The organism is Paenibacillus sp. 1_12 (assembly GCF_900114475.1).
Classification (GTDB): domain Bacteria; phylum Bacillota; class Bacilli; order Paenibacillales; family NBRC-103111; genus Paenibacillus_S.
Window position 1 is genome coordinate 41,085 of the sequence record NZ_FOTE01000008.1, and the last position, 21,190, is coordinate 62,274.

The following is a 21,190-nucleotide window of genomic DNA, read 5'->3' on the forward strand; positions in this document are numbered from 1 at the left end:
TGTGTTCTATGCTTACGAAGTAAGTTTTCTACGAAAACTCTTAGGGGGCCTCTCATTGAAAAAGTTTCGCTGGAACACCATCAGCGTAAGATTGTTCATTTGGTTCCTCTTTTCTACACTATTCCTTGTTCTGTTATTAACTAGCATATTTTATACATACAGCACCAATCAAATGAGTCTGAGAATTGCTGAAATTGCAAGGAAAAATGTATCTCAAGCTGCTGATACGTTTAATTTGCTGGCACAAGGTTATAACAGTTTGACCAAATCGATTACAGCCAGCTCCGACGTGCAGAGGGTTCTTACAGAAGACGAAACGACGCCAGCTCTGCAGCTCATCAACAGCCGAACGATTATTAATGTACTGGAGGCTGCATTTTACAGCAGGAATGATCTGGTTGGCATTCATATCATCACTAATTCTGGTAAAGTGTATAGCTACGAAGCGGCAACCCATCCCTACGAGTCTAATTTCGTAGAAAGCGCATGGTACGATGAAATCCGCCATTCTCAAGGAGAGATGTTATGGTTTGGCATGAAAAAACCAACATTAACCATACAAGAGCAGCCGGTCTTTTCATTCGGTAGACTTATATACGATCTATATTCGCGTGAGCCTATCGGCGTGCTGCTTATTGAAGCAAGTCCCCGACCTATACTCTCGACTTTAAGCAATTTGCATATGGGGGCGGGTAGTTTAGCCTTTATCATGACATTACGTGATCCGCGATACCAGGAAGTCCCTAATAGGAACGAAATATTGGCTGAAACGGGAGAAACCGATCATGGGCTATCTCCGGAAATGGATCGTTTGTTAGTTGACAGACAAGCAGCTCGCTTCACTCCTCAGACCGAAACAGACCATTTGATCGTCATGGAGGATCAGCCCAACTTGAAATGGTCGATCGGCAGTGTCACACCCAAATCGAATTTTCAGGTACAGCTGCAAGAAGCGAATCGTTATTTCCTAATCGTTCTCTGTCTTTTGCTACTGGCCGCCGTCATACTGGCGACTATTATGTCACGATCCATTTCAGCTCCTATTATTCGGCTGGTTCGTGAAATGAAGGCTCTAGAACGTGGGAATTTAAATACGATTGTCGAAATACGCTCCTTTGAAGAAATGAATTATTTAGTGTCGAACTTTAACCAAATGGTTAGCAGGATCAGACAGCTCGTTGATAGAGTGCGTATTGTGACAGCAAGCGAAAAAAATGCTCAGCTCTATGCACTTCAATCACAGGTAAACCCTCATTTTTTATATAACACATTGGATATGATTTATTGGGAACTGGATGACACGAAAAATGATAAATTAGGGGATGTCATTTTTGCGCTTTCGAAAATGTTTCGCTACAGCAGCGAATGGCATCACTCTGACGTTACCTTGCAAGAAGAATTGGATCAAACCCATCATTATTTACATATCATTCAAGCCCGCTCGGGAGGACGTTTGCAAATTCACCTGGATATACCTGACGAGTGGCTGCATGTTCAGATTCCCAAAATGACGCTCCAGCCGCTGATTGAAAATGCCGTCGTTCATGGCCTTTCAAAATTAGATCGATCTGGGTTTATTTGCGTGCATATGGAAATCAGCGAGCAGGATTTATTCATACGAATTCAAGACAATGGAAGCGGGATACCCAATCCCAAGCTCATTGATTTGCAAAAAACACTTGAGAAAGTAATGCTGCTTGAGATGCATCACTTTGAGGAGGAAGAGAAAAATTATCGGATTATGGAGCAAACAAATCCGGTCGGAGCGGCCAGCGCGGGAATCGGTTTGGTGAATGTGCATCGTAGGCTTGTGCTAAAATTCGGAGCCTCATACGGTCTGCAAATTGCAAGCGAACAGGGCAGCGGGACGACCATTACTATTGCGCTCCCTAAATGTAAGTCAGTGTCGATGGTTAATGATCCTATTAGAAGCGGAGGTGCGTTATGAATATTCTTGTTGTGGATGATGAAAGGTCGATTCGTGAAGGTTTTAAGAGGACACTCGATAAGGCATATCCTCATATGAACATTATGACTGCAGAATCCTGTCAGGAAGCGATTATTACACTTCTGAGCGAACGGATTCATATCCTGCTGCTTGATATTATGATGCCTGCTATGGATGGGCTGGAGCTGTTGGCTGCCCTGCGAGAATCGCACCTAGGCACCAAAGTGGTGATTATTTCGGCCCATTCCAAGTTCGCCTATGCACAAGAAGCACTACGCTTAGGGGTTAAGGATTATGTGGTAAAGCCGGTAGGCAAGGAACCGTTGATCAAGATCATTTCTATGCTGGAAAACGAATGGATAGAAGAAATGAGAGATTTATCGGAAAAGGATTTGATTCATTTAAATTTAAATTATTTGAGAGAGGCTGTCTTTCGCCGTTGGGTGCGGGGACTGGATATCGGCAGATTTGACGTATCGCGCTTTGTTGAAAGCTATCCTCAATTTCATCTCGTATTTGTGCAATTGGAAACGAATCAGGATGTGTCCTTAAAGCATTTTGTAATCGAAAATGTATTATCCGAGTGGTTTGAGATGAATGGTAACGGATTTATCGTGAGCCTGGAAGGGAATATCCTGGTGGGTGTCGTGACACTTCGGGAGGATGCTGGAATCCGCGCGTTTGAAGAGGGAGCAAGAACTCATCTTGACCAATGCTTAAAGGTTCCGTATCAGATGGTTGTTAGTCGGTTATTGACGGATTTCCACACCATTCCCGACGAAATTAAAAATTTACAGTTAACCGGATTCTCCGCCTTGAAAAAGGATGCGTCAGCGAGCAAAAACGATGAAACTGTCAATATAGCTCTTCAATACATTCGAGGGCACTTTCAGGACACTTTGTCACTTGAAAAAGTCGCATCCATTGTGTATTTAAATCCGATTTATTTTAGCCAACTGTTCAAGCAAAAGATAGGAATCGGCTATAAGGATTATGTGACACAGCTTCGAATGGAAAGAGCCAAGGAGCTTCTTGCTAATCGGGGTCTAAGAGTCACGGATGTCGCTAAACTCGTAGGCTACGACGATCTGCGACATTTTACACAAGTATTCCGCAAAAATTATCAGTGTTCGCCAACTGAATATCGAGGTGGACTCACATAAGGGGAAATTTCAGGTCAAGCCCGTTCAAAGCAACGAGAAATAACATTGAAAAAACAAACCAAACTCCTTTATTTTGTGTCCTATACCAAGCTGGAGGGTTCCCTTACAATAACAATGAAGGTGTTAATATGGTATTTACAATCTTATTTGTAAATAATAGCGCTTTCAAAAATTAAGTGCGGAGGGGAAATCAATGAGGCTCAACAAAATGTCCAGCTTGATCTGTGCATTCGTACTCACGCCGGTTCTCTTGGTCGGTTGTAATGCAGCACCACCACCAGCGGCTGTAAGCCAGCCTGCCAAGCAGGAAGCTCCAAAACCCGCAACACCTGCAACACCGGCGGTCACACCACCAGCTCCAGCAGCAGCTGCTCCAAGCGGGGACGCCAAGGAGACGCCACGAAATGAGACTTTGTATATTAATGGTCTGCAGTGGGGGGCGCCTACCAACTTCAATCTATTGAGCGGTAATCCTGCCTTTCCGATCAACTACGGCAACTCTCGGGAACTGATTTACGAAACCTTGTTTATGATCAACATGATTGATGGCAAGCTGGAGCCGTTGCTTGGAAGCAAATATAGCTGGACTGATGATTTGACTTTGAAAGTCGAATTGAACAAGGACGCCAAGTGGAGTGACGGGAAGCCATTTACCTCCGATGACGCCGTTTACACGTACCAGCTTGGCAAGAAGTATCAGGTGAACTGGAGCAGCTTTTGGACATACCTTGAGGACGTTGTTGCCGATGGGCCGAATGCTTTCAACATTAAGTTAAAGAAAGATAATCCGAATAAACTTACTGTACTGGACAGTATTGACATGATTCCGATGCTTCCTAAGCATATATGGGAAGAGATCGAAAAGAAATCCAACAATGATCTGGCGACGATCCGGAAAGAATTCAATGCAAGTCCTGTAGGTACTGGTCCTTATAAGATGTATTTCTATAATGATCAGAAGATTACCATTGCCAGAGATGATAATTATTGGGGTAAAGCATTGTTCGGCGGGAAGCTGGCTGCACCTAAGTATATCACTCACGTGATTTTCAAGGATAATGCTGCGGGGGATCTGGCTTTCAAAAGTGGTCAGGTTGACGTTTCCCAGCAGTTCATTCCACAGGTTTGGAACATGTGGAAGGACGGAGCTCCCGTCAAGACCTACATGAAGGATGCGCCTTATTACTTGCCGGGCTCCATGCCTTCGATTTTCTTCAATATGACGAAAAAAGGTCTCGACAATGTGGATGTAAGAAGAGCCATTGCAATGGCTATCGATTATAAAAAGGTATCCGATCTGGCGATGAGCGGTTATTCCGCTGCGATGAAGCCATCGATAACATTGGATGCTGACGCTGAGAAGAAATATGTCGATCAAGACGCAATCAAGTCACTCCAATGGACAACGGATGTAGCTGGCGCCAATGCGCTGCTGGATAAAATCGGCGCCAAAAAGGGTGCAGATGGAATCCGTGTACTGGACGGCACCAGACTTGGACCTTATGATGTCGAGTGTCCTTACGGCTGGTCGGACTGGAACGCTTCACTTGAGATTGTTGCGCAAAATGCGAAAGCGATTGGTATTGAGATCAGAACCAAATTCCCGGAACAGCCTGTATGGAATAACGATTTGCAAACCGGTAAATTCGATATCATCATGAACACGCCGGCAGGGGGAGTCAGCCCAAGTCAACCGTGGAACCGTGCAAGAACGATCATGTATTCCAAAGGTGTTGCTGCTGCTGGTGAAATGGCATTCTGGAACTGGGGACGTTACAAAAACGAACAAGCGGATCAAATTATCGACAAAATCCCAACAATCTCGGATGAAGCACAAGTTAAGGCTCTCTATACGGAGCTCACCAAGATCTGGCTGAAGGATATCCCATCGATTCCTTTGATGTACAGACCATGGGTGTTCCATACCGTCAACGAATCGATATGGAAAGGCTTCCCGTCCCAAGGAGATGGTACTAACATTCCTCCGCAAATCGCGATGGACGGAGCGGGCATAAAAGCTCTGTATCAAATTCACAACTAAACGCTAATTAGGTTTGAGGCAACATCATATGCTGGAAGCCTATATTTGGTTGAACAACCCGAATATAGGCTTCTTTCTAACCGATCTCAATATGAATAACAACCGCCGAGGAGCGTGTAAACTGTGAACGCTTACACCAAGTATTTTGTCAATAAGTTTTTTTGGTATTTTCTTACATTGGTCATTGCGATTACATTGAATTTTATTTTGCCAAGATTGGTGCAGGGAAACCCTGTTAGCCTTATCGCATCCCAAATGACTCAGGGGATGACGGACAGCGACACCATAAAAAAGGTATATGAAACCTTTACGATTGAGTTTGGTATCGACAAGCCTCTGGGTACGCAGTTTTTGATCTATGTCAAAAATCTGTTTACTGGAAATCTGGGCACCTCTTTTGGGCTTTATCCTAAGAAAGTAACTGATATTTTGGCGTCCGCTATTCCGTGGACCTTGGCGTTGCAGCTTCCGGCCATCCTGACCGGTTGGATCATAGGCAATATTCTTGGAGCTGTGGCGGCTTATAAAAAAGGTGTTTTTGACAAAGCGCTTTTTCCCATTGCGTTGTTTGTCAACTCGATCCCTTTCTTTACACTGGCAATCATTATGCTTTATGTATTTGCTCTAAACCTCAAATGGTTTCCTTTACACGGGGGATATGACTTCCAGATGATCCCTCGACTTAGCTGGGATTTTATTGGCTCCGTCCTTCGACATCACACACTTCCGTTCTTGTCTATCGTGTTGGTCACCATTGGCGGTCAAGCGATAGGAATGAGAGAAATGTCGATTTATGAGTTGAATGCGGACTATGTTCTTTATAGCAAATTATTAGGCATTCGCGACTCCAAAATTGCACAATATGTATTCAAAAATGCGATGCTGCCTCAAATTACCGGATTGGCACTTTCGATTGGGACAATGGTCGGCGGTTCATTGATTTGTGAAATTGTGTTCAGCTATCCGGGGATTGGAACCTGGCTGTTTACTGCGATCCGGCAATTGGATTATCCATTGATTTCCGGCTGCACATTAATTATTGCCTTTACGGTCCTGGTGGCGAACTTCCTGATAGAGATCGTGTATGGCATTGTTGACCCGAGAATCAAGGCGGCTCAAATGGAGGAAAATTAATATGAATCATTCTGCGAAAATATTGCTGAAGTCGCCTAAGTTTGTTTTTGGGACCAGTGCCTTGCTGCTGATGCTTGCTCTTGTGCTCATCTATCCATTGATCAATAGAAATGATCCTTTGGAGATGATCGCATTGGCTTTCCAGCCTCCTGATTCCAACCTGCTTCTCGGATCGGACAACTTTGGCAGAGATTTGTTCTTGGAGCTTATGTATGGCATTCGGACATCTGTTCGAGTAGGTCTAATCGCGGGCATCTTTGCCACAGTGATCGGTTTGGTCATGGGATTGTTAGCGGGTTATATTGGTGGTTTGGTCGACAATATCCTCACAGCTGTCACTAATATTTTTATCGTTATTCCTTCTTTTATTATTTTGATATTGATTTCCGTAAGCATCAATTCTCGAAGCTCGCTAGTGACCGCAATCATTATCGGAATTACGAGCTGGCCTTGGACAGCAAGAGCTGTTCGAGCGCAAACCACTTCCTTAAGAAACAGGGATCATGTAAATATAGCGAAAATTTCCGGTCACAGCACAACGCGGATCATCATTTTTGAAATTCTCCCTTATATTGCGTCTTATGTGGTGATGGCCTTCGTCCTGCAGACAGCCTCTGGAATTTTATCAGAAGCTTCCATTTCCATGTTGGGATTGGGACCTTACAATACGATTTCTCTTGGCATTATCATGAACTGGGCGTTGACCTTTGAAGCTCCGGTGGCTGGTGCCTGGTGGGCATTCATTCCGGCTGCGTTTTCCATTGCGATCATCACCTTTTCGCTTTTTATGATGAATACAGGGATGGACGAAATTTTCAATCCCAAAATAAGGAGCTGACGGGCCATGAACAACAATATTTTGGAAGTAAAAGGTCTCAAAACCTATTATAAAACCAGGCTCAAAGAAAATGTGTATGCCGTTGACGGAGTTGACTTTGTGTTGGAGGATGGTAAAACATTAGGAATTGCTGGGGAATCCGGGTGTGGAAAATCGACCTTGGCCTTAAGCTTGATGGGTTTTTATTTGCCACCGCTCAACTATAACAGCGGCTCCATTGTTATTGATGGCACTGATATTATGAAGCTGAGCACAAGCCAGCTGCGGACACAGGTATTGGGAAGAGAAATCGCTTATATTCCTCAAGCGGCTATGAATGCATTGAATCCTACGCTCAAGATTATTCGTTTCATTGAAGATATGATGAAGGTGCATCGGCCGGAATTATCCAAGAAACAGGTTTGGGACATGGCTGCCGAACGGTTCGAAACGTTAAATCTGACGTCCAAGGTCCTGAACTCCTATCCCAATGAATTGTCAGGCGGCATGAAGCAAAGAACGGTCATTGCCATATCATCCATTCTGAATCCAAAGGTGCTTATTGCTGACGAACCGACCTCAGCACTTGATGTAACCTCACAAAAGGCAGTCATTAAGCTGATGAAGGACTTGTTGGATAAGAAGTATATTCGATCCCTTGTGTTCATCACCCATGAATTGCCCTTGTTGTATCATGTGACGGACGATATTGTCGTCATGTACGCCGGAGAAATTGTTGAAAGAGGCACAGCCAAGCAAATGGTATTTGATCCTTTGCATCCTTATACGAAAAAGCTGATGGGCTCGATCATCGTTCCCGAAGAGGGGATGAAGGGCCACAAGCTTGAGGCAATTCCAGGAGCACCGCCGAATCTGAAAAATGTCCCCCCAGGCTGCCGGTTCGCTGACCGCTGCACTTACGCAACAAGAGATTGCAAAGAGGGGAAAATCGACAATAAATACGTGGATGAGCGGATTTATCGCTGTATTTATGACGCCAAGACTTTGCGGAAATGGTATGAAGAGGAGCAGGAAGTCAAGGGAGTGATTGCATAATGATACGGAATAATGTTCTGATCAGCGGCAAAAACATGAGCAAGGTGTTCGGCTACGGATTAAACAAGACAACGGCCGTCAATGACGTAAGCTTTAAATTTCATGAGGGCGAAATTATTTCCATCGTTGGGGAAAGCGGCAGCGGAAAAACGACATTAGCCAAGGTCATTATGGGATTATTGAAGGAAACCAGCGGTGAAATTGAATATAAAGGCAAACCAAGAAAGCTTAAAAGCCATAAGGATAGAAAAGAGTATTGGAAAGATATACAGGCGATTTTCCAGGATCCGTTCTCTTCCTTTAATATTTTTCATAAAGTAGATAAATTATTAATGGACTGTATCAAATTGCAGGGGCTCAAGCTAACGAAGGATGAGCAGTTTGAGAAAATGAGAGAGGCCTGCTCCTTCGTCAATTTGAAATTTGAGGAATTATTTAATAAATATCCGTTTGAGCTGTCAGGGGGGCAAATGCAGCGTCTGATGATCGCGAGGATCTTCATGATGCATCCGAAGGTATTAATTGCCGACGAACCAACATCGATGGTGGATGCTTGTTCCCGTTCCACGATTCTCGATATGCTTATGAAGCTGCGAAATGAAAACAATATGACCATTATTTTCATTACCCACGACGTCGGACTGGCTTATTACGTCAGCGATACGATTTATATTATGGAAAAAGGGAAAATCGTAGAAAGCGGCAATGTCGAGAAGGTGATTTTGAATCCCCAGCATAAGTATACCCAACAGCTGATTTCGGATGTTCCCAAAATCCACGAGGAATGGAATTTAGCCTGAGTACAGCGATAGCATACAGTAGGATAAGCAAAAGTACCCTGGCTCTAGTCATTTGTGATGACAAGATCTTGGGTACTTTTCTGCTTTTTGAAAAGAACATAGGTACATTTTCGACGGTACGGTGGATTATTTAAAAAAACGAATTTAATGTTTAGCTGCAGCGTCAGTGGCACAATTATCTTTCAACATATGGGACAGCCAATCGAACGACTTCCTGCCGCTGACTTCATGGCCTCCATCAAACAAATCGCTTTCCAAGTGAGCACTTACACCTAAACTCTCATACAAATGGTCTAACTGCTTCACCGCCTCTTGCGTTGTCTCAATCGGAAAGATGGGATCGCGGATACCCGCTTCGATGAACAGCGCCCTTGGAGCAATAAGTGAGAGAAGGTCTGGCATCTCCGCATGCGGAAGAATACCCGGAATATAATTGCAAAGACAATGACGCATCGCCAAAATGCTGCCCCTGTACGTGTTCGGGTAGATCGCGATTACAGAAGCTTTGATACGCTCGTCTAATGCAGCGGACAGTGAAGCGATGACTCCTCCTCCCGAGTGTCCCATTGTACCTATACGATTGGCATCAACTTCCTCCCGGGTAGTCAAATAATCGGCTGCTCGCATAGCTTCATATACCCGCAGACCAGCAGTGGTTTTACCGCTCATCAACAAGGAAACGGACAGGTTATAGCATGAATTGCCCAGGTTAGGCTCCTGTTTTTCATCCCTTTCCAACTTTCGGTCACCGAATCCCACGACCTCTGGCGCAATTACTATAAGCCCTCTACGCACCAGTTCCAATGCAATGTTCGTAGAGGGTTGTTCTGAAGGAGGCTTGGAGCTTCCATCCTCATTTAAACCTACGACGGAACGGCTTCCATAACCATGCCCATGCCAGAGCAGAACAGCTGGACGTTTCTCTCCGATCTTAAGCGATTTGGGTATCATCACATAAGCAGGCATACGAAGCCCGCCAAGTGTTGTAAATTCGACCCGTTCGCGAATCGCTTCATCCAGCTCTACTCTTTCCAGCAGAACGGGATCGAACTGAGCCTCCTCACCTTCCGGTAAATCAAATGGGCCCAGAGATTCTTGTAGCTGAGCCTTCAGGCGTAATTTCTTATCCTCCCAAGACTCGACTATTTCTTCTCGACTGTGTTGTAATTGATCATAAATCTGATTTAAATATGCATCCGGTTTCCGCATAAAATCGTTCCTCCTATTTTTAAGTCACATGTGTTCTTACCTATGAACATAGCGGGAAATAAAATTATGATAATAATTAATTGATCTCATGACTCGAAATGGCCGCACAAATGGGCTCATACGAATAAACCTGATATGATGATTATTTTTAGGAAAGTGATTATTGCCTTCAATGACTTACTTCTATAAAATGGGGGATGTCTTTTTGGAGATTGCTGAATGAACGGGAGGAGATGACACGGGGGCTGATAAGCATCTTTAGCACAATGATTCGGTTCGATTGGTCAGTATGCGTGCTGCCTGTTTTGGTTATGGTAACGTTCTCATTCTACCTTTATACAGGATGCAGGGTGCGATTCTATTGCGGTAATTTCAATTATATCATAGCTTTCGCGAAAAAAATGGAAATCTTGAGTCCAACAATACTACAGTTTTCGATGTGATTTCGTTTAATTAGCGGGACAAATGATAGATTAATAATGATAGAACACTCCGCCTGACTCCACATGGCCTTACGCCGGACAAAGGAGCGTAACCGGAATAACTGCCAAATTTCTTTGATCGTCTATTGAACGACTTGGAGATTATTTTGCAGGATTTCAGTATTCATGTAGAGCAGATTTACGATTCCGATTTCACTTTAGAATAATTAAAAAAGAAAGGCGATGCACTCATGATAAATTCTCAAATTACCAGCTCAAATCGGTTTGTACAAACCGTCAAACAATACACTGATCATATTATAGAGCTTCACAAGTCTCATTTTGGCGAAGAAGGTGGTCCCTTATTTGCGGATGGCTTTAACGTCGAAACCCTCGAGCCTGTTCAATGGCTGTGCGAAGGTGAGCGATGGACCTTATCTAATTTGGCCAGCCAACAAAATTGGCTGCGCACTCTCTGTGCTTTAAGCCAAGTAACCGGTGATGACCATTATAGGTCGATGGCTGCGGATACAGTAAGTTTTGCTTTCAAGCATTTGCGCTACGGCCAGTTACTGAAGTGGGGCGGCCATATGGCTTACGATTTGACGGGACAACAGTGTGTTTACGCTCCTGATAAAGGTCCACAGCATGAACTGAAATGCCATTATCCGTTTTATGAGTTGATGAATGAGGTGGACCGCGATGAAACGAGGGCATATATCGAAGCCTTCTGGGAAAGTCATGTGGTTAATTGGGCGAATCTTGAGTTTAGCCGCCACGGGAAGCCGGTTGAGGAGCCGAAAACGGGAAGCGTATGGGATAGGGAGTATGAGGGTGGAGCACCTTTCTTTATCGGCGAAGGGCTTACCTTCATTAATGCGGGCAGCGACCTCTATTATGCGGCTGGTATGTTGAATCTATTTACCGGAGACGAGAAGGCGTTGAAGTGGGCTAAAAGATTGAACGAACGGTATTCTGATACACGGAATCCTACGACAGGTCTAGGCGGCTATCAATTCAGCATTTCAGTGCTTCCGGGGGTGAGGGGAGACCGCGCCATTGAGCAGTTCGGTCAGCAGCTTCAAGCTCATAGCCCTCTGGAGGGGACGCTATCGGTGACTCGTCAAATTCATACGATCATCGGAAAAGCTGGCTTATGCAGAATGGTGCTGTCGGAGAGTCTTGGAGCAGCAGGGCAGGAATTCGCTAACACCGCCTTAAAAGATCTTCTTGCCTACGGCAAGTATTCATATGAAGAGACGACGAACCTTATGCATCCTGTTCTCACAGACGGCACCCGCTTAACCGGGCTTGTCATGGAGAGGGACGGTTATTACGGCAAAAAGGGAGATGCCCTTCAGGCCATGCCGGCCGATGCGCTGCTGTTATGGTCCTATGCGCTTGGATATCGCCTTTCCAAGCATCCGCTGCTGTGGTCGATTGTGCGCGGAATCGCCAAAGGTTGCGGGCTTGGGGATTTTGGTGACGAGGCAATGAACGGGACGACCCAAGTCAACAAGGAAACGTTCGACTCCAATCCTTATACTGTGTTTGCGCTGCTGGAGCTGTACCGAGCCACTGAGCATAAAGAGTACTTAGAGCTTGCTGAAGTTGTCGGGGACAATATAATTCGGCAGGGGTACCATCATGGATTATTCGTAAGCAGCGAGAAGCATTTGTATGCGAAGTTAGACAGCATAGCCCCTCTTGCCCTGCTTCATCTAGCTGCAGAGATGTACGGTACTCGTGATCAGCTTCCTGCTTATTGTGGTGGCAGCGCGTTCTTTGGCTCTGCCTATGACGGCATGGGTCATATGACGGATCAACAGCTGTTTTACTCTGCAATAGCATCAATTTGATTGAATAATACAAGGAGGTATACCGATGGCATGGCTTCATGTGCATTATAATTCCGAAACGCTTCGCATGCCTGTACCGATGGAGGTGCTCTTGCCACAGCATGTATCGGGAGGCTCCCGACAAATGCTTGATCCGGGTCCCTATAAAACACTTTATCTGCTGCATGGAATGAGCGAGGATCATACGGCTTGGATGAGGCGCACAAGTGTAGAAAGGTACGTCGAGGGTCTTCCTCTTGCCGTAGTCATGCCAGCCGGACATCTTGGAGGGTACACCGACATGGTGTATGGACGGAATTATTTTAAGTTTATTACGGAAGAGCTGCCCATGTTATGCGAGAGAATGTTTCCCTTATCCAACGTACGTGAGGATCGATTTATTGCCGGGGCATCCATGGGGGGATACGGCGCTATGAAAGCGGGGTTGGCAGCTGCGCATATATTCGGCGCAGCCGCTTCCTTTTCCGGTGAAATGGATGTCACGAACGCCTTTAATAGATTGGACCTAAAGCTTGCCACCGACATATTCGGAAACAAAGACGCCCTGGAAGGCAGCGTCAACGATCTTTTTGCAGCGGCACAGGCTCTGTCTCAATCGGATCAACAACAGCCTGAGCTTTACATGCAGTGCGGAACTGAGGATTCTCTATATGAAGCTAATGCACGGTTCAAAGAATATGCACGTCAACTGGGACTTACTCTAACTTATGAAGAGGGCCCAGGAGACCATCAATGGAAATACTGGGATATGGCTTTGGAGCGCATGCTTCAGTGGCTGCCTCTTCGTAAATCCATAAAGGGATAAAGGAGGGGTAAAAGTGGCTTTGATTGAGACTCATTTTTTTTCTGAAATATTAGGTATGGACATGGAGGTTAACGTCATTTTGCCTCAGGAGAGACAGCCTTATGCGGGCAATGGAAAGCTTAAGGTGCTGTGGCTCTTGCATGGCGGTTCAGGCGATAATACGGCATGGCTGCGAATGAGCAGTATCGAGCGTTACGCGCTCCGATACGGCATTGCGGTGGTGGTACCTGGTGGGATGAATTCGTGCTACACCGATATGGAGCATGGTGGACGGTATTTTACTTATATTGCCGATGAGCTGCCTCACATACTTCGACATTTGTTACCGTGCTTGTCTGCCTTGCGTGAGGACAATTACATTTCGGGTTTCTCCAACGGGGGATTCGGCTGTCTAAGGGTGGGACTTGCAAGGCCTGAGCTTTATGCAGCCATAGGTGCCTTTTCAGCAGGAAACAAGGCCGATGTGCCTTTTGTGAACGATGGCTCCACGCGTTCTCGAGACCGTATCATTTTGTTTGGGGACGGCAGTCTGACAAATACGGACAACGATTTGATGTACCTGGGCCGTGAAGCTCTCAAGATGGGGACAACTGTTCCAAGGGTATATCATGCTTGCGGGAGCGTGGATCCATGGCTTGATTTAAACGAAATGATGCGGGATTTCTTTGATGGGCTCGAAGGTAATCCCTATGACTATCAGTATCATGAGGCAGAAGGGATGGGGCATACCTGGGAGTTTTGGGACATGGAGATTGTCCGTTTCTTTGAATATTTGGGTATGGAAAAGGACGGAACCCAGTATTTAGGGTTATAGCGACGAAGTTGATGCAGGGCATTGTTTGCATGAATACATCGACAAACGCATATGCGGAAACAGCGATTGCAGGAGGAATATTAACCCCAATGTTGCCTTCATGCAGCGGATTAATAAAAGTGGAAACCTTTATATAGTAGTAAGTAATCTACTTGTACCTTTTTAATCCTTATAAGATTTCCCTATGAAGATCATAGCTTTTATATCTTTGTAATAGAGGGCTGAATATGGTACAAAGAAGAGTATAATACATGAATTATGGGAGTGAACCTACAATGGCAGATGTAAAAAAAATCGCAGTAATCGCTGGAGACGGTATTGGACCTGAAGTTATCGCCGAAGCAGAAAAAGTATTGAAAAAGACAGAGGAAGTATTTGGTTACCGTTTTGAAACCGAGCATGGCTTGTTCGGCGGTATCGCAATCGATGAAAAGGGAACCCCGCTTCCGCAGGAAACTCTTGAACTTTGTAAAAATGCCGATGCCGTGCTTTTGGGTGCTGTAGGTGGTCCGAAATGGGACAATAATTCCAAGGAATTGCGTCCGGAAACAGGACTTTTGGGTATCCGTAAGGAGCTTGGATTATTTTCAAATATTCGTCCTGCTGTTATTTTCGATTGCTTGAAAGATGCTTCAACTTTGAAGCCGGAAGTTCTGGAAGGAACTGACCTGATCGTTGTTCGTGAATTAACGGGTGGTATTTACTTTGGTGAAAAATTCCGCCGCGAAAGTGCAAACGGTGAAGAAGCCGTAGATACTTGTGCGTATAATGTAATGGAAATCGAGCGTATTGCCCGTCAAGCGTTCGAAATCGCCCAAACCCGCAGCAAAAGATTGGCTTCGGTTGATAAAGCGAATGTGTTGGAAACATCCCGCCTATGGAGAGAGACCGTTAATCGCATTTCCGCCGACTATCCGGATGTAGAACTGGAGCACATTTTGGTTGATAACTGTGCGATGCAGCTGCTGCGCCGCCCTTCGAGCTTTGATGTTATCGTTACCGAAAATATGTTTGGTGATATCTTGAGCGATGAAGCAGCGATGCTGACGGGTTCAATCGGTATGCTGTCATCCGCTTCGCTGGGTGAAGGCGCATTTGGTTTGTACGAGCCGGTACATGGCTCCGCTCCTGATATTGCAGGTCAAGGCATCTCCAATCCAATCGCAACTATACTTTCCGTTGCTTTGATGTTCCGGTTGACGTTTGGATACCACGATGCTGCGGAAGCTATTGAACGTGCGGTTAAAGAAGTTTTGGATGCAGGACACCGTACAGGTGATATTGCTGTCGATAAGAGTAAAGCAATTGGTACAACGGCTATGGGTGATTTAATCATCAACGCAATTAGAAAATAATTCTGTCACAGATTATAATTATTATAAATTAATAATTGTTTTAATGTTGACTTTGGACAAGTCAAATGTTACGATTTTAAGTGAAAAATCATACAATTCCGGGAGGTAATAAGAAGATGGCAGAACGTTTAGTTGGTAAGCAAGCTCCTGATTTTACACTAGAAACCGTATCAGGCGATGGTGCTGAGTTCGGTAAAGCTTCTTTGGCCGATTACAAGGGTAAATGGTTGGTATTGTTCTTCTATCCGCTCGATTTCACATTTGTATGCCCAACGGAAATTACCGCTCTGAGTCATGCTTATGAAGATTTCAAAAAATTGGATACTGACGTATTAGGCGTATCCATTGACAGCATTCACTCCCACCGTGCTTGGATCAACACACCAGTGGACAGCAATGGTCTTGGCAAGTTGAATTTCCCATTGGGTGCAGATATTACGAAAAAAGTTGCACGCGATTATGGCGTTTTGATCGAAGAAGAAGGTATCGCGCTTCGCGGCCTATTCATCATCAACCCAGAAGGCGAATTGAAGTATCAAGTCGTTAACCATAATGATGTAGGCCGCAGCGTGGAAGAAACTTTCCGTGTACTGGAAGCATTGCAATCCGGCGGATTGTGCCCGATGAACTGGAAAAAAGGCGACAAGCATTTGGTTGCTAATTAAGCTCACGACCCGGACATACTTACGCATCATTTCAAAAAATCCCTTTAGTCTGCTATACTGCAGCCAAAGGGATTTTTGGTTATATGAAACGACATCTGCTTACGAAGAGAGTTTTGTTTTGCAAAACGCATAGCATATAAATATGAATAGAGTTTTGTTATGTAAAACGTATAGCATATGCTTATGAAGAAAGTTTTGCATAGCAAAACTTATAGGAGGAACAGAAAAATGGAAATAGAGCAAACATTGAAGTACAGTGAGAATCACGAGTGGGTTCGTATCGAGCAAAAATTGGCAGTAATTGGCATGACAGATTTTGCCCAGGAGGAGCTGGGTACCATCGTATTTGTGGAGCTTCCAGAAATCGGTGACCTGGTGAAGGCAGGCGAGCCGTTTGGCAGTATGGAATCGATCAAGACCGTATCGGAAATGTACGCACCTCTATCGGGTAAAGTCGTAGATATTAACCGTAAGCTGCAAAAGGATCCCGGGGCCATCAACATAGCGCCTTATGATGGCGGTTGGATGATTGTAATTGAGATTGCTGACGAGGCAGAGCTTGATCAGCTATGGGATTATGACAAATATCAGGATACCTACATACGATCATAAATAGAGCGAGTCCGCTGATGAACCAGGTTCTTTGCCAAATCCGAAGAAGAAGCCGAGCCTATGCTTACAAATTAAGTTTCCAACATAAGCTCAGTTTATGCTTACGAAGTAGGGCTTTCGAAGCCCCTTAGGAGGTTCAAATGGAGATAGTTGTTGGCTTGGACGGAGGGGGCAGTCATACAAGAGCAATAGCGGTAGATATAACCGGACGGGTGGTTGCTTATGTTGAACGCGGAGGCGCTAATCCTAATCACAACCCTGATGCCAAAGAAAACGTTCAAGGTGCAATAGCAGCTGTCATAGCTGAGGCGGGCTGTTCACCACAGGATGTGGTCAGTCTGGCAGCAGGTTTTGCGGGCTTGGATAGGGCAGAAGATGAAATATGGGCAGAACATTACATTAATCAGAACGGCTTGACCTGCCCTCGTAAGGCAGTTAATGATGCAGTGATTGCGCACATTGGCGCCCTGCGTAATCAGACGGGAATTATTGTGATTTGCGGTACGGGCTCGGTGGTGTTTGGTATTAATGAGGCTGGGGAGCACGTACGCAATTATGAATACCATCATTATGCAGCAACAGCCGCTCGTCATTTAGCTTATAATACGATGTTCAGGATTATAGCCGGAGATGTAGTGAAAGAGGATCAGCTCCTGATTGATCAGATCCTGCTATACTGGCAAGCGGCACATATTACAGATTTGACGAAGCTCGCCAAACGTGGATTTATTACCGATTCCAAAGAGCGGAACCATCGTTTTGGAGGAATGGCCCCTCTTATTACCGAAGCAGCACTGCAAGGAATGCCTCTCGCTTGTTCAGTGTGCGATAACGCGGCTCGCGAGATCAGCATCGGAATTCGTGTTATTGGCACAAGTTTTACCGCAGAGACTATACCAGTAGCATTAATTGGCAGCGTTGCCCAAAGCGCTTATATCACCAGTGGGATAAACAAAGAGCTGAGGAGTGAGACAATCCGTTGCTATCAGGTCAAGAAGCCAGAGATGTCACCCACTATGGGTGCGGTATTGATGGCTATGGGAATGGCAAATATCAGCATTGACGAGCCTATGATGAACCGGCTGAAAAAGTATCCATAGGCTTGATTTCAAGTAAGCGGAGCTTTAAGCTCGAACCACATAAAAACAAGGAACCAAGGGCAAGATTCCCTAAGTTCCTTGTTTTTATTTTTCAGATAGCTTTTTAAACTTCTCTCTGTATTTGACGACAGTCAATACATAAGTGGCATGTGACCAAGTAAGAGGTGCTACAGAAACCGGACTGCCATCGAATGGATCCAACTGCTCTGGCAAAATGCCGCTCTCAATCGCATGCTTAACTACCCATTCAAGGGTGCGGCGTGGAGCTTCCAGCTCGGCTAACGTCTTAGCACATTCAATCTCCCATTCCGCGATCCAAAGCGTACAGATAATCCACGGATTGCCTGGCACCTTTTCAATGTCGGAGGAGCGTTGGAAGTAGTAATCGTGATAGTAACGGGCTACACCGCCGATATCGGTTTTGATCGTCAGCTTCTCTTTATTGGACAGCATCGTTTTGACGACCCGTTCATCATCAGCTGGAAGCACTCCAAATTCGAATATACCGTAGACGCTGCTCTCGTAAGTAAGATCCTTGACCCATTGATCATTTTCCAGATGCATACCGCGTACGAAACGCTGCTCTTCTTCGTCCCACAAATGTTTGAGCATACCTGATTTGATCCGCTCGGCAGTGTGCCGATAACGGCTGCTGCGCTCCTCGTCACCGAACAGGCTGCAGAAGTTGGCAGCGGCGATTAAACCGCCATACACTGCGGAAGTCGTAAAAGTAAATATACCGTACCGTTCCTCCCATAAATCATAGCTGGGCTTAGGCAGATTCAAGTCCTGATCAATGTAGCTGGACATAAAACGTGCCGCGCGGCGGATCAATGTCCGATATAGCGATTGTGGAAGCTCAAGCACACCATGCTTCTCAAAATCTTTCCAAAGCGCGAACAGGACAAGTGCGGTTTCATCCTCCTGAATAGGCAGCTGCTCATTACCGGCATGAATATAAGGGTGCCAGCTCGAGCCTACAGTCCCGTCAGGATTGTACTTGTGGTGCAGATAGCCTTCCGGCGACAGCACATTAGCACAGAAATGGAAGAAAGGTGTAATCATACCTTGATAACCAGCCATGGACATGGCATAAGCGATTAATGCGCCATCTCTCGGCCACATATAGCTGTAATGATCCCGGTTGCTGTGCATGATGTCGGAGTCGTTAGCCGCGATAATCGCGCCGTTGACATCTGTCTGTGTACGGACAATCAGCAGGCTATGCTTGTACATGCGGATAACCTCGGCAGGCAGATCGCCGTAATCCTGCTCTGACTTGTTTACCCAACGCTGCCAGTATATTTTAATGCGATCCAGCAGCTTGCCGGGATGGCTGTCATTTACGTATCCATCGAGCTTTTTGACTTCCTCCAGGTTTTTGCCTGCGGTCATCCAATAATACATCGTTTCATCGGAATTCGGCGGTACGTGCAGCTTGAAGCTTATCGTACTATCGACAGAGCCCTGCGCAATGGCATTGCCCATTAAATGTCCGTCTTCAGCATCACGCCATGTTCCTTCGGCATTATAGAACCGTTTGACACCTGTCGTGTATTGAAAGATGCCTTCAGGTCCGGTAGTGCCGCTGAACATAAAATATTTATCTTTTTTATAGTGGAAAACGGTATTGTTAGCGGGATAATAGGCAGCAGTATCGCCAACCTCGGTTTCATTGATGACCAGATCCTGATTGAAAAAGACGCGAACCTCGCGTACGGTATCCCGGTTATTGTGGATATTGATTCTTTTTAAATAAATATCCTCCCGTTGATGGACGCCATCATTGATCAATAAGGTAATACCTAAGCGGGGGTTTGTGGCTGTTACTTCTGTAATCAGGGATTCTTCCACATAAGAAAGCTTGAAATCCCATTCAGGATCACTGAGCCAAGCAAAGTCACCATCGACCCATATGCCTACTCTGCATTGATAACCGCCAACATGGTTTAATTGCCCCACATAGGGATAATATAAATCTCGCATGTAAGTATGATTATCTAGGTTGATCAAAAACTTTCCGTTCCCGATGACTAATTGGCGCGGCATCCACCCACATCCTTCCCTCTAGCTGGAGTTTACTTCTTTCCCTAGAGTACCTTTTTCTTTATGGACGGTCAATCCCGCTGCATTGTTGAAAGCGGATACGTGTAATTTTTTGTATAAATTTTCATGATTTAATGTCAAATTACGTTAAAATAAGAGAAATCCCCAGCCCGAAGGCGGAGATTCCTGATTTCTATGATTGCTGTGTGGTTTCATCAAGCTTACGGGTTAATTCCATAATGGAATCGTAAGGATTTCCAGAAAGCAAAAGCTGTTGGATTTGGTCTTGGTGGATGCCTCCACACACTTTGGTTACACCGGTATGGAATTGAATATGCATCTGCCCGTTTTGACCATCGTAGCTGACAAAAGTGATTTGTTTGGAGCTGATCGGAATATGCTGCAAATGAATCCACTCCTTCTTTGTGAATAAGAATTGATTTAAGCACATAAAACGTGTATAGGTATGATAGTGGATGAAGAAACCGAATATTCGTTAATCTAATTGAGTTTATGCAAAATTATTCTTCTTTAGAATGAACGGAAGGGTAGCTGAGAAAACGTTCCAAAGGTTTTGTCAGACACAAAAAAGAGGATTTATAGGACTGTAGGTCGAATATGCTATAGAGTATCGCTTTTGCAGGTTAAATGAGGAGGCGTGATCATATGAGTTTTTGCTGCGGCGCCAGTATGATTGGAACTAAAGGAACCCTAAAGTATATCCGAACGCAAATTCATAATGTACCGATATTGTTTTGCCCAGTCTGTCATCGTGTTGAAGTTCACCATCTGGTAGAAAACGAATATGGAATTTTGGCCGAATACGCGCATGGAGATGGTGCGTCCGAGGTGGATTTTCATGAATATGTAGATAACCGCAGCCAAGCGGAATTATATGAGAACTGTGTCAATAATGAAGATGAAGACCCGATGGACGTTGTTCGCTGTCAGATCGATATGTCTCTGGATCTGCTGATTGTAGCCAAGGAGCTGAAGGATGCCGAGTGGGAAGAGCAGCTTAAGAAGCGGCTCAATACATTAAGCAAACGCAAAGCGAAGCTGAACAGTAAAAAAACGTCCAAAGGAGCAGTTTAATAATTGGAGTCCAGAGGCAAAAGCCCTTGGAGACACTTCCTGCGGGGAGAAGTTTGGAAGGGTCAAGCACAACATATTGGCACAAACCAACGTCTCTAGTAGAGGGACGTTTATTTGTTTGCACGAAAGCCAGGGATGATTACATTAGGAATTAATGATAGGATATGGCGTTAAATGGCTGTAATATTTTGTGAAATAAGTCCTATCCCGACCCCCCTAACCTACGTCCTAATAACGAAATTATATAGT

General features: G+C 45.0%; 18 protein-coding genes. 15 read left to right on the top strand and 3 right to left on the bottom strand.

All coding sequences use genetic code 11. The features are described from left to right. Window positions 1-55: 55 nt before the first annotated feature. From BM210_RS18465 to BM210_RS18495, 7 genes are all read left to right on the top strand, one after another. Entirely contained in the window at window positions 56-1,948 is a 1,893-nt protein-coding gene (locus BM210_RS18465; RefSeq protein WP_091171173.1) for a cache domain-containing sensor histidine kinase, read from the top strand. Next, the gene (locus tag BM210_RS18470; RefSeq protein ID WP_091171177.1) at window positions 1,945-3,111 is read left to right on the top strand and encodes a response regulator; all 1,167 of its coding nucleotides are present in this window, start codon (window positions 1,945-1,947) and stop codon (window positions 3,109-3,111) included. Before BM210_RS18465 ends, BM210_RS18470 begins: the two co-directional genes overlap by 4 nt. 193 nt (window positions 3,112-3,304) lie before the next feature. Further along, the gene (locus BM210_RS18475; protein WP_091171179.1) at window positions 3,305-5,152 is read left to right on the top strand and encodes an ABC transporter substrate-binding protein; all 1,848 of its coding nucleotides are present in this window, start codon (window positions 3,305-3,307) and stop codon (window positions 5,150-5,152) included. A gap of 123 nt (window positions 5,153-5,275) precedes the next feature. Further along, window positions 5,276-6,286, top strand: a complete 1,011-nt coding sequence (locus BM210_RS18480; protein WP_091171181.1) for an ABC transporter permease — start codon at window positions 5,276-5,278, stop codon at window positions 6,284-6,286. A 1-nt stretch (window position 6,287) separates the two neighbouring features. Next, a complete protein-coding gene (locus BM210_RS18485; protein WP_091171182.1) occupies window positions 6,288-7,124 on the top strand; it encodes an ABC transporter permease in 837 nt (278 codons plus the stop codon). A gap of 6 nt (window positions 7,125-7,130) precedes the next feature. Continuing rightward, window positions 7,131-8,159, top strand: a complete 1,029-nt coding sequence (locus BM210_RS18490) for an ABC transporter ATP-binding protein (protein WP_091171183.1) — start codon at window positions 7,131-7,133, stop codon at window positions 8,157-8,159. Further along, the gene (locus BM210_RS18495; protein ID WP_091171185.1) at window positions 8,159-8,959 is read left to right on the top strand and encodes an ABC transporter ATP-binding protein; all 801 of its coding nucleotides are present in this window, start codon (window positions 8,159-8,161) and stop codon (window positions 8,957-8,959) included. Before BM210_RS18490 ends, BM210_RS18495 begins: the two co-directional genes overlap by 1 nt. 144 nt (window positions 8,960-9,103) lie before the next feature. Here BM210_RS18495 and BM210_RS18500 read toward each other — a convergent pair whose 3' ends face one another. Continuing rightward, entirely contained in the window at window positions 9,104-10,168 is a 1,065-nt protein-coding gene (locus BM210_RS18500) for a dienelactone hydrolase family protein (RefSeq protein WP_091171188.1), read from the bottom strand. A 673-nt stretch (window positions 10,169-10,841) separates the two neighbouring features. Between BM210_RS18500 and BM210_RS18505 the strand changes: the two genes are divergently transcribed. The 7 genes from BM210_RS18505 to BM210_RS18535 all read left to right on the top strand — a co-directional run bounded on the left by BM210_RS18505 (window position 10,842) and on the right by BM210_RS18535 (window position 17,800). Beyond that, window positions 10,842-12,449: a hypothetical protein gene (locus tag BM210_RS18505; protein ID WP_091171190.1), complete on the top strand. Its 1,608-nt coding sequence runs from the start codon at window positions 10,842-10,844 to the stop codon at window positions 12,447-12,449. A gap of 25 nt (window positions 12,450-12,474) precedes the next feature. After that, complete coding sequence (locus BM210_RS18510; protein ID WP_091171192.1) at window positions 12,475-13,254, top strand: alpha/beta hydrolase; 780 nt, start codon at window positions 12,475-12,477, stop codon at window positions 13,252-13,254. Between the two features lie 13 nt (window positions 13,255-13,267). Beyond that, complete coding sequence (locus BM210_RS18515) at window positions 13,268-14,068, top strand: alpha/beta hydrolase (protein ID WP_256223796.1); 801 nt, start codon at window positions 13,268-13,270, stop codon at window positions 14,066-14,068. A 275-nt stretch (window positions 14,069-14,343) separates the two neighbouring features. Beyond that, entirely contained in the window at window positions 14,344-15,423 is a 1,080-nt protein-coding gene (leuB, locus tag BM210_RS18520) for a 3-isopropylmalate dehydrogenase (protein ID WP_091171194.1), read from the top strand. Between the two features lie 116 nt (window positions 15,424-15,539). Then, the gene (locus tag BM210_RS18525) at window positions 15,540-16,088 is read left to right on the top strand and encodes a peroxiredoxin (RefSeq protein ID WP_091171196.1); all 549 of its coding nucleotides are present in this window, start codon (window positions 15,540-15,542) and stop codon (window positions 16,086-16,088) included. 228 nt (window positions 16,089-16,316) lie between these two features. Continuing rightward, window positions 16,317-16,700, top strand: coding sequence for a glycine cleavage system protein GcvH (gene gcvH / locus BM210_RS18530; protein ID WP_091171198.1), 384 nt, complete (start codon window positions 16,317-16,319; stop codon window positions 16,698-16,700). Window positions 16,701-16,840: 140 nt separating this feature from the next. Further along, window positions 16,841-17,800: a BadF/BadG/BcrA/BcrD ATPase family protein gene (locus tag BM210_RS18535; protein WP_091171201.1), complete on the top strand. Its 960-nt coding sequence runs from the start codon at window positions 16,841-16,843 to the stop codon at window positions 17,798-17,800. A gap of 84 nt (window positions 17,801-17,884) precedes the next feature. Here the strand turns inward: BM210_RS18535 and BM210_RS18540 are convergent, their stop codons facing one another. Continuing rightward, the gene (locus BM210_RS18540) at window positions 17,885-19,849 is read right to left on the bottom strand and encodes a glycoside hydrolase family 15 protein (protein ID WP_091171202.1); all 1,965 of its coding nucleotides are present in this window, start codon (window positions 19,847-19,849) and stop codon (window positions 17,885-17,887) included. 190 nt (window positions 19,850-20,039) lie between these two features. Further along, entirely contained in the window at window positions 20,040-20,252 is a 213-nt protein-coding gene (locus tag BM210_RS18545; protein WP_091171205.1) for a hypothetical protein, read from the bottom strand. A gap of 260 nt (window positions 20,253-20,512) precedes the next feature. Here BM210_RS18545 and BM210_RS18550 point away from each other — a divergent pair, with 260 nt between their 5' ends. After that, on the top strand, window positions 20,513-20,941 hold the full coding sequence (locus BM210_RS18550; RefSeq protein WP_091171207.1) for a hypothetical protein: 429 nt from the start codon (window positions 20,513-20,515) through the stop codon (window positions 20,939-20,941). The last annotated feature ends 249 nt before the right edge of the window (window positions 20,942-21,190 follow it).